Raw genomic sequence first — 9,957 nt, 5'->3', positions numbered from 1 at the left:
CCGACCTATTACCGTAATTTTACCGACCTATAGGTGTGTATCACATTGATTTAAATAAAATAAAACCAGCAGAAAACAAGATAAAAAACAAAAAAACAAGTTAAAAAGGGAAATGCCTGTGAATAACTCAACCAAAGTTGTCAGATACATCACGTTTTTCGGTAATTAAAAGGATGTCGCAAACTTTGTTTGCTCCTTTCCAAAACAGTCTTAAAACACCTCAGTAGCTCCCTCGCTTTGCTCGGGCAACTCGCTGTCCCTCTCTTTTGTCTCCGACCGTCCAGCCACTGCGCCGCTGTTTTTTCCGTGTCATTGAGTTCGCTTCGCTCACGGCTCAATCAGGAAGGTGGTTGTTTGCGCCTCTGTGCCATGTTTTCAGTATTAGATGATAAATTCCATTATCGAACCAATAAAACCTCGCCATGGATTTTCTGTGGCGTTTTAGAGGGTATTACCCCCCTGTTCTAAGAATATTGATTTGTGGTCACAATAGGTACACAACAACTATAATTCAACAGGAGTTTTTGTATTAACTCCTGATTATTTAGGAGGATGTTATGATCGCTGACGCAACTGTTAAAGCCCGAATCCCGCAGGATGTTAAAGACCGTGCAGTACAGGCACTTGAAAAGATAGGACTGAATACTTCCGATGTGATCCGTATGGTTATGATACGTGTTGCTGACGAGGGTAAACTTCCTTTTGAGGTAAAAACCCCGAATAAAAAAACGCAAGTCGCTATGTCTGAATTAGATTCAGGAAAAGGTCATCGTATTGAAATAGCAATTTAGCGGGTCTGGGTATATACATGGAGCAGAGTATAAAAGACGAGAAAGGAATTGCCTAGAAATAGAGCGGCTCTGCCGCGATGCTCACGCCACAGGCGTGCTTATGTTCTACGCAGCCTCCCCTGAATTCGATACCCCACATAGGAAACTAATTATGGGATTTTTTGATAATATCAAAGCAAAAAATATAAGAGCATCAATAGTAAAGCTACAAACGGAGTGCGTTGAAAGTGTATTTCCATTTTTGATTGAAACATCAAAAAATGGATTATTGTGTGAAAAGGTTGACTTGAAAACTGCAAGTTTGATGTTTACATCGTTTATCTCTGCATACTTTCTCGCTATTAATAAGGTATACGAAGATAATGAGGATATTTTTTACAAATTAAAAGAGTTGCTAGTACATGACCTTATAATGAATGACCGTATATTAGATGCTAGAAAGAGAACGTTAATAGAATCCTTTGAGTATTATTACGAGATAATACTGCCATTTATATATTCTAATAAAGGAAGAGGAGAGAATATGTTAAAAACATATAACAATACTATTCTTTATTTCTATTTAACGGATGTATTCACTGAAAATGATGAAGAACGAAACAAGTTCATTTTAAATGAAGATTTATATGAATATACAATTGAAACTTTTAGTATAAATTTATTAACCATAACACTACCAAGCATTGTAAAGAAATTTAAGGCATGCACAGGCATTGTTTAAGAATGTTACTCTTAAACAATTAGTTACATACAACAACAGTATATTTATCGATGTTCAACCATTTACGTTTTTGAGGAAAGATCTTTTTATTGGCTAGTTGATAAAGTTTGTAACAAAAATTGTTCATAGCATTTGAATAGGATTCTAGAGGGCAGACGTTCTCAGGGGTAAACCGCTTCAAGTCGCAAACTTGTTTGTGACTTGAAGCGGTTTGGCGATAAAAACCGGACGAAAAAACGGGATGTTAAAAACGCCCTCAGATCCGACAAAAACCGTTCTAATCTTCCTTTTTCTGATTGAATAATGCTTGCCCCTTTATTTTCCATTCTTCCCATTTGGGATTATCACGGGATAATTCATGCAAGCTGACTAATGCACCCAGTAGTTTCGCGGGGTCATCTACCGGTTTACCCGTTTGACTGTCCACTAACCCCGCCATAATGAGTAACCCCGCTGATTGATAAAGGGCATGGTCACGCGCTTTACGGGCGGCTTTGGCTTCTGCCCGCTTCTCTGCTTGAATAAGATTCATCACTTTCGCGCGGGCTTCCTGTGCTTTTTCTGCTGCCCGCTCCGCCTGAATTAACAATGAGAGCGTCTTTATTTCTTGGGCAGTTTTATCCGCTTTATCGTGCAAAATCACCAATAAGCGTTGTTGCTCATTCGGTGCTTTTAAACCACGGATATATTGCACTCTGTCTGCCACCCATTTAGCCTGTTTTTCGTTTTTCATCTTTACCACTCATGCTGTTTTTAGAATGAAATAATTATGCTCATGATTGGCAACTCAGGTCAAATTCCACTACAATCCCTATCATCCTTTTTATTGATAGGGCGCACTTAGACGTTTCTTCACTTTGTTTAGAAACGGTGCGCGCTTGCAGCGGGCGAAAACAGCATGGCATCTTATCATCTCAGCGTTAAAACCGGCGGGAAAGGCAAAGCCGCTTCCCATGCCGATTATATTGCGCGTGAGGGAAAATATGCCCGTGAAAAAGACAACGACCTTGAGCATCAAGAGTCCGGCAATATGCCCGCATGGGCAGCGCATAAACCGTCCGAGTTTTGGAAAGCCGCTGACACGTTTGAACGTGCCAACGGCTGTACCTACCGCGAAATTGAAATTGCCCTGCCACGTGAATTGACACCCGCACAACGCCTTGAGCTTGTTCGTGATTTTGTTCAACAGGAAATTGGTGACCGGCACGCCTATCAATTTGCCATTCATAACCCCAGAGCGGCGATTGAAGGCGGCGAACAACCGCATGCGCATATTATGTTCTCTGAACGGCTTAATGACGGTATTGAGCGTGACCCGCAGCCCTATTTTAAACGGGCTAACACGAAAAACCCTGAACGGGGCGGCGCAAAAAAAGCTCGTTTTGGCGAAACGCCGACCGAACGCAAGGCATACCTTATCGCCCAGCGAGAACGCTGGGCTGACTTACAGAATAAGCATCTTGAACGGTATCAGCATATCGACCGCGTTGATGCGCGTTCCCTGAAAGCACAGGGGATTGAGCGTGAGCCGGAGCGACATTTTGGCGCAGGACAGGTCAGGCAGTTTGAACCCGCGCAGTTACACGCCCTGATGGAGCGCAGAGAAGCGGAGCGACAGGCTCAGCATTGTCGTGATGAATGTAACAGCGTGATTGATGTTACCACCACGCTACGGGAAGCCCTTAGCGAGCGTGATAATCTGACACTGAAACACGAGCAGACGTCAGAGCCTCAGTCGAAAGCGACTTCAGACAAAGCGTTTGATTTTGAAAAAGAGTCTGACAAGTTGAGCGCACTGGTCAGTGATGCCATGAAGGACATACAGGAAGAAATCGATCTTCAGTCCCTTGTTAACGATGCGATGGCGGAGTTTCAGGGCATTCATCAGGACATGGTTAAGCAGCAGGAGCGTGAGTATTGGGCTGAGCAACAGCGTCAGCAGGAAAAAGAACGGCAGCGACTCGCCGAGCAGAAACGACAAAAGCCCGATAAAGGCTGGTCATTTTCCCGATAAACAGGATTTTGTATGAGTGATGAGATTAAAAAAATTGCGGCGCTGATTGGGCATCAGCAAGCGCAGGAAAAGCGTGTGGCGGCGTTGATTGAAGAATTTCAGGCGGAATCCGCCAAATTAAGCCGCCAAACAGCACAATTGGCTCAGGTGATCCATGAATTGGACAGTGCCTCCGGTAAGATGACCGACACGATCAGGCAATCGGTGAGTACCGCTTTAACTCAGGTTGAAAAAGAACTCAAACAAACGGGATTGGTGCATCAGAAACCCGCCGTTAATGCACTCAATCAGGTGGTTACAGCAGCTAATGAATCCGTGAGTGCAATGCGACGTGAAATGTCTCGTTATACGTGGAAATCCGCGATTTATATCGCCCTGACAATGGTTGCTGTCATGGGGGGCTGTCTCTGGGGGATGTTTTATTTTATCGACAGTGGCTATGACCGAATTGCAAAAATGCAACGTATGGAAGCGGTCTGGCAGAAAAAAGCCCCGCTGGCTGATATCTCCACGTGTGACGGAAAACCTTGTGTGAAAGTGGATACAAGGCAGTCATATGGTGATAAAAAAGACACATATCTGATTATCAAACAATAAAAAAACGGCGCTGAATACGCCGTTTTCCCGTGCAAGTCGTCAAAGTAGCGAGGTGGTTTCTAGTGGTTCGCCCTCATTTAACCTGTTCTGCATGTCGGTGACGAATGCGTCCATCTGACTGTTAGCAAAGAACTTAATCCCGACCAGTCTGACGTCCTCATTTTCATCAATCACAATGCGTTCACGGTCATTCAGGGTTTCCAACATTCGCTCTTTCCATGCGTCACCCTGCAACCTATCATCCCCTTTCGGCTCAAGGAAAACCTGCCAGTAAGTATTATCCGCATGGCGCGTCAGTATCATGATGAAATCCGGCATAAAACCGCGTACACCGCCGAATTCTGTGAGCTTAAAGCGCGTTGACTGCTCATCGTTACGCAGCACGTAAATATCGTCGTAACGGGCTTTGAGTTTCGGCATAAAGGTTTCCAGCGTTTTTATCAGACGATGCTCTAGCTGATTCAGTATCGCATTGTCATACACGTACCATTTTTTACCGACCGTCTGTGTGGCAGTTATTTTCTGGTTAATGATAACCGACGGGTCAATGTGCAGGCTGTAGTCCTTGATAACATCTTTCACCGGCTGACTGATAAAGCGGTACGTGCCTTTCACTTTCTGGTCATTGCGTCGTATGTTCTCTGCAATACGCAGCAGGACGGTTTCCAGCAGATGCAGTTTGTCTTTTGCCGGTACGGCGGAGAAATCCAGTGACTGCGGCACGGTGACAGTGATGACCAGTTTGCCTAGATAGTCCTTGCTGTTGATAAACTCTCGAATAGTGGTCAGCTTCGGGAAAAAACGTTGCAGGTTATCCAGTGTGTAGAAACGGATTTTCTGCATCGCCTTGCGGTAAAAACGCGCATCCAATACCAGCGGTTCGTCTTTTGTAATGCCCCCCGTTGTTCCTGTCAGGTTGTCCAGCGACTCTTCACCGGCAGTTTGGTACGGTATTTCAAAGCGCGTTTCCAGTGAGTACGTTTCCCAGTTACGGCTGCTGCTCTCGATTTCTTCCACTTCGTTGAAATACAGCTTCCCGGTCTGATACACCGCGGATTTTTTAAAGTCCGCTTTCAGTCTGGCATGCTCAACCGTGCCGCCGCCATCCTGATGCGCGTCAATGTCTGCTTGTTCAAGGGATGCGTGCAGCGTTTTGATATACGCCGGTTCATTGATGGTGTGGTAGTGCAGTTGCTCCAGTACGCTTAACGCTTTTGCGCTGTTATCAAACCGGCGGGTGAAGCTGCGTTTACCGTCATAAACAAACGGGTAGTAACGCGCACCGCGTCCGATAAGCTGGGCTTCGCTGTCCGTGCCAGTTTTGCTGCTGCTCGCCTGCTCACTGATACGGACAATGTCATAGAGATTGAGTACGTCCCAGCCTTCATTGACTTTCGCCACAGCAAAAACGGCTCTTACCGGATTATCGACTTCTTCCAGCGTGTTCAGCAGAACGGGGTTTTCTTCCAGCAGGTCTGATTTGTTGACGTTCAGCAGGTTGAAGTCGTTAAAATCTTCCTGAATCTGTCCGGTAACAGTTACCAAATCGCTGTCAGCATAACGCTGTATCACTTTGTGCCAGATACTGGTGTCAGAGCTGAGTTGTACTTTTTTATTCGCCAGATGGCGTCTGACGCTCTCGGGTGTCAGTGCGGCAATCAGTTGCGAAAATTCATCCTGCTTCGCTTTCGAGATGGCGATTTTATTCGATTTGAACAAAATGACCGGTTTGAAGCCGGTGATATCGTGATCCGCTGCCACCAGTTTACGGTACTGGCTTAACAGTACCGCATCGAGCATCTTGTCAGTGTCGTTCTGGTTCGCTTCCAGTAACATGACTTTTTTCGAGTAACCATCTGACATGAACTGTTTTAAATCATACTGATACACCACTTTGTCACGGTATTTTTGCCCGATGTCTTTATTCGCGAGGTCAATGGTGGCGGTGAACTCGAACAGGCGGTTATCTGGTCGCAGGTCGAGAATGTTCTCAATCGTGCGCTCCCAAGTCTGCTCCTCGTTCTCCGATGAGTTTTTCGCTTTTCCTTTGGCTTTCGTACCGGCGTTGAAGTGATGCGCTTCGTCCCCGAGCAGCACGAGCGGAATTTCTTTTAAATCCTCGTAGGTGATGCTGTTTTCACGGTAGCTGTTCAGCTCATCGTGCATCTTGTGGATGGTCGAGAGCTTGAGGTAAATCGTGTTGCGCTCCGGCGCGGCCGGGAACGTCTCCACCGGTGCAATGGTGATTTTTTCCCCGTCGATTTCCACATCCTGACTGAATAAGTATTTCGGCGACTGCGGGTTAAGCAGGTTCTCACGGGTTTTCTGGATAATCGCGTCGGTATGCACGAAGAAGATGAAGTTCTGATACCCGTACTCTTTAAACAGATAGAGTATCGTACCCGCCATCACCATCGTTTTCCCGGCACCAGTCGCCATGTGAAACAGCAGGTGACGGTAATGCAGTTGCGCCTCATCCCGTTTACGCTGCGTGTAATGCAGGTAACGCAACGCGCCGTGTTGATACGGGCGCAGGGTATCTTTCAGATTTGCCTGAATATAATCCGGCGTCTCATAATGGTCGTGGAACAGCCCCGGCTCATCAAATTGGTTAAGTTTGTTAAACAGCAGCTTCTCACCGCCGGCGGATTTCGGTTTCTTCGCCATGCTGTTACTCCATCCCGTAGAAGCTGCGGGTAAAGGTTTTGTCACTCTCTGAGATATTCAGGTCACTGTCGTCTATCTCGGAGGCGTTCACATAAAGCTGATTTTTATCGAGGATCTCAATCAGCAGTTGTTTCTGTTCGTGCAACTCCAGTTCACTGAACGCGACTTTACGCGGAATGCCGTCCATCTCGTACTCAGCAGACAGCACGTTTTCCAACGCTACTTGATAATTGAGGTGTGCTTCTGTTTTCATCACCGCAAAGAGTTTTTCCAGTTCTTCGTTGGATTGTGCTTTCTGGATCTCATGCACGAAGTAGACATTCAGCTCCATCAACTCGGCATAAACAAAGCTGCCACCACCCTGCCAGTTGATGTTTTTGGATATTCCTCCCTGCTCGCCATCAATAACTTTTTGCAGGCGTGGCACGGTGATGTTTTTTATGTAATCCATCTGCTCAATGCCGATATAGCGGCGTCCCATTTTATGGGCGACAGCAGCAGTTGTTCCGCTACCTAGAAAAAAATCTAAGACAATATCATTACGAGATGAGCCTAAATTTAATATGTGATTAATCAAAAGTTCTGGTTTTGGTGTTGAAAACAGACTTGTTACAGGGACGTCTGGGAATAATTTTTTTAATTCATATTTGGCTTTTCTCGTATGTCCGGTTCGCTCTAAATTTGACCATAGGTTAGAGGGGGGGAGTCCTCCCATATCCTTTAGATAACTTCTTCTTATTACTCTGGTTTGATCCTCTGAGTATCTTAGTTCTCCAGTTTTGAATTTCTCATCCATGGTTTGTTTTGACCATCTCCATCCATTTGCAGGATGTTTTATAACATTCCCATTTGGCGTGATTATATCAAATTGCAGGTTGGTTCTTAATCCTGGGTTTCCCACTGGATTTCCATCAAACCAAGGGCCATTAGGGTCATTATCAGGGTTTTTAAAATGTTTTCTTTTTTCTGGGTCATCAAGGAATGCCGGCTTCCAATTTGGCTTCTTTGAGTAAACTAATATATGGTTAAAATCTTCAGAGAAAACAAGGGCGTTATTGTTGCTGTTGTCTGAATGCTGCCATGCAATTATATTAACAAAACAATCTCTACCAAAGACCGAATCACATAGGACTTTTAAATAACTTATTTCTACGTCATCTAAAGTTATCCATATGCTACCATCGTCAGATAATAAATCCTTAGCTACCTCAAGTCTGTTTTTAATAAATACAAGCCACGTTGAGTGATTAAATTTGTCATTATACTTAAAACTGTCAACGCCTGTGTTATATGGTGGATCTATATAGATTAATTTTACTTTTCCGGCGTACCGCGTTTTTAATGAGTGCAATGCAATTAGATTATTTCCTTTAATGATCAGGTTATCTTTATCATTAAATTTAGTAACGTTTTCCGTTGCGCCATCCTTTGTATAGCGCTTGGTGTTTTTTAAAATTTTCTCTGAAAATAGACGGTCAATTTCATCACAAGCAATGATTTCATTATAGTAAACCTCATCTTTACCCTGATCTTCTTTGGTCATGCCACCTTCAAGCACACAATCCTTAAACGGAAAGTCCAGCACTACGTCAGAGCTGTAATCAAGGTATTTCCCTTCACTGGTTAATCCTACTTTATTACGGTATTTTGTGAAGCTGTTTGCCCAGTATTCTTTGTATTTCAGTAGTTTGCATAAATTATCAAAATCAAAAATAAAAATACCGTCAATATCATTGCCGTAAACGGATTTGATTTTTTCATTTGCCACTAATGCTTTTATAACGTCCGGCTGTTTGTGGTTGATTGCGTCAATCACCATCGAGCGGTGTAATTCTTCGCCATTCCAGAATTGAGGGAAGGCTTTTAATACTTTGTTCAGTTCACTGATTAATTTAGTTTGCATGTCATTGCCTTATGACAGATTGAAAATGGGAAGGATTATAGGGAAAGGTTGACGATACAGAAACAGGCTCATCATTGAACAGTGATAAAGTTGAGAAAAACACGGTTATTTAACATAAAGGTGCTTAAGCGCACACCCGCTTAGGCACTCATTCAAAAAATCACCTCAACAGCTCAAAACTCCCTATCTTCTCCCCGTAAAAAGCCCCATTTTTGTGTTAGTTATTTGTTATCAAAATGACGATTTCGGTTTCGCGGTGAAAATGGCATCAAACGGCTATTTTTTCCAGAATTGCCACGGTTTTTTGGTTGTCACCAGTGCAACAGGTTCGGGTGTTGGCGTTAGTTTGGATTCGATTAATAGCATGGCATTTTTTAAACTATCAATATGAGCATCTTTATCTTCTAATCGTTGCTTTAAAAACTCGATTTCTTTTTTCAGTAACTCATTTTCTAATTTTGAATTGTCATTATCAGGGGTGTCACAATGTGACATTGTCACTGTTTTGGGGGTGTCTTTGGGTGTGACTTCTTCTTTATTTATTTCGCCAAAAACCCGAATTAGTTCTGATATATCAATGTTTTTTCCTGTCGTGTTATTGTGTGACAGTGATAGTTTTCCTGTCGCGACATAACGTTGTATTGTCCTGCGACTCTTTCCTGTTAGCTTAGCTGCTTCTGAAATGCTTACCTGAGCCATTAGATTGCCATTTTTATTTGTTTATCTTCTTTAAATTGGAAGTGTAAAGCGACAACTCTACGACCTTTTTTGACAGTATCAACTAAAACCATTAGATCGCTTTTTTCATTTAATTCTTGAATCGCCGGTTTTATGACATCGTCATTTAATCTTTTAAATTGAATATATTTTTCCTCTAATCCGAGCATAGACCGGAAATCATCGACGCTTATAAGTCGATCACCTGTCTTCTTAAATTGCATTAATAATTCATAAATTCGTATGCTATATGTCCTTTTAAGAGCAGACACATTTTTAACAGCAATACTGGTGAATTGGCCTTTTAATTGAGTTAAATATGGCATAATCAAATCTGAAAAAACTAATTCTATTTTTCCCTCTCCAGTAAAATATTTAGCCCTTCCTTGAATCCAACGGATTTCTTCTTTTTTATCCTTCCAATTTATAATAATAGATCTGTCCCATAATCGATCTATAGCTGATTGTAAGTGTCGTTCAGCATTTTCTTTTCCCATATCAGGAAAAGCCAAAAAAAACTCATTTGCAGTTAGCTGGAATTTTTTTT

9 protein-coding genes are annotated in these 9,957 nt (G+C 43.1%); 4 read left to right on the top strand and 5 right to left on the bottom strand.

What is annotated here, in order from left to right:
• Positions 1–557: 557 nt before the first annotated feature.
• Both DK857_RS18895 and DK857_RS18890 read left to right on the top strand, forming a co-directional pair.
• A complete protein-coding gene (locus DK857_RS18895; RefSeq protein ID WP_109402971.1) occupies positions 558–791 on the top strand; it encodes a type II toxin-antitoxin system RelB/DinJ family antitoxin in 234 nt (77 codons plus the stop codon).
• Between the two features lie 100 nt (positions 792–891).
• On the top strand, positions 892–1,512 hold the full coding sequence (locus DK857_RS18890; RefSeq protein ID WP_109402970.1) for a hypothetical protein: 621 nt from the start codon (positions 892–894) through the stop codon (positions 1,510–1,512).
• 277 nt (positions 1,513–1,789) lie between these two features.
• Here the strand turns inward: DK857_RS18890 and DK857_RS18885 are convergent, their stop codons facing one another.
• Positions 1,790–2,245, bottom strand: coding sequence for a conjugal transfer protein TraD (locus DK857_RS18885; protein ID WP_109402969.1), 456 nt, complete (start codon positions 2,243–2,245; stop codon positions 1,790–1,792).
• Positions 2,246–2,410: 165 nt separating this feature from the next.
• On the opposite strand from DK857_RS18885, the gene DK857_RS18880 reads away from it, so the two are divergent.
• Complete coding sequence (locus tag DK857_RS18880; protein ID WP_109402968.1) at positions 2,411–3,526, top strand: MobA/MobL family protein; 1,116 nt, start codon at positions 2,411–2,413, stop codon at positions 3,524–3,526.
• A gap of 12 nt (positions 3,527–3,538) precedes the next feature.
• Entirely contained in the window at positions 3,539–4,123 is a 585-nt protein-coding gene (locus tag DK857_RS18875; protein ID WP_109402967.1) for a tRNA modification GTPase, read from the top strand.
• A gap of 39 nt (positions 4,124–4,162) precedes the next feature.
• Here DK857_RS18875 and DK857_RS18870 read toward each other — a convergent pair whose 3' ends face one another.
• The 4 genes from DK857_RS18870 to DK857_RS18855 form a co-directional block, all read right to left on the bottom strand.
• Positions 4,163–6,790 carry a DEAD/DEAH box helicase family protein gene (locus DK857_RS18870; RefSeq protein WP_109402966.1) on the bottom strand — a complete coding sequence of 876 codons (2,628 nt, stop codon included), beginning with the start codon at positions 6,788–6,790 and terminating at the stop codon, positions 4,163–4,165.
• A gap of 4 nt (positions 6,791–6,794) precedes the next feature.
• Positions 6,795–8,693 (bottom strand): site-specific DNA-methyltransferase, encoded by a 1,899-nt coding sequence (locus tag DK857_RS18865; protein ID WP_109402965.1) that lies wholly within the window; start codon positions 8,691–8,693, stop codon positions 6,795–6,797.
• 276 nt (positions 8,694–8,969) lie between these two features.
• Positions 8,970–9,392, bottom strand: a complete 423-nt coding sequence (locus DK857_RS18860) for a DNA-binding protein (RefSeq protein WP_109402964.1) — start codon at positions 9,390–9,392, stop codon at positions 8,970–8,972.
• A partial coding sequence (locus DK857_RS18855) for a replication initiation protein (RefSeq protein WP_109402963.1) occupies positions 9,392–9,957 on the bottom strand: 566 nt, incomplete at its 5' end. The genes DK857_RS18860 and DK857_RS18855, both read right to left, overlap by 1 nt.

Origin of the sequence: Proteus terrae, from assembly GCF_003144325.1 — a bacterium.
Lineage (GTDB): Bacteria > Pseudomonadota > Gammaproteobacteria > Enterobacterales > Enterobacteriaceae > Proteus > Proteus terrae.
Note: the sequence above shows the minus strand (reverse complement) of the source record. Positions and strands in the feature narration are given on the sequence as shown.

Bases quoted from the DNA above. Each gene is read 5' to 3' on its own strand.
- DK857_RS18895 (WP_109402971.1), top strand. From the start codon at position 558: ATGATCGCTGACGCAACTGTTAAAGCCCGAATCCCGCAGGATGTTAAA.
- DK857_RS18890 (WP_109402970.1), top strand. From the start codon at position 892: ATGTTCTACGCAGCCTCCCCTGAATTCGATACCCCACATAGGAAACTA.
- DK857_RS18885 (WP_109402969.1), bottom strand. From the start codon at position 2,245: ATGAAAAACGAAAAACAGGCTAAATGGGTGGCAGACAGAGTGCAATAT.
- DK857_RS18880 (WP_109402968.1), top strand. From the start codon at position 2,411: ATGGCATCTTATCATCTCAGCGTTAAAACCGGCGGGAAAGGCAAAGCC.
- DK857_RS18875 (WP_109402967.1), top strand. From the start codon at position 3,539: ATGAGTGATGAGATTAAAAAAATTGCGGCGCTGATTGGGCATCAGCAA.
- DK857_RS18870 (WP_109402966.1), bottom strand. From the start codon at position 6,790: ATGGCGAAGAAACCGAAATCCGCCGGCGGTGAGAAGCTGCTGTTTAAC.
- DK857_RS18865 (WP_109402965.1), bottom strand. From the start codon at position 8,693: ATGCAAACTAAATTAATCAGTGAACTGAACAAAGTATTAAAAGCCTTC.
- DK857_RS18860 (WP_109402964.1), bottom strand. From the start codon at position 9,392: ATGGCTCAGGTAAGCATTTCAGAAGCAGCTAAGCTAACAGGAAAGAGT.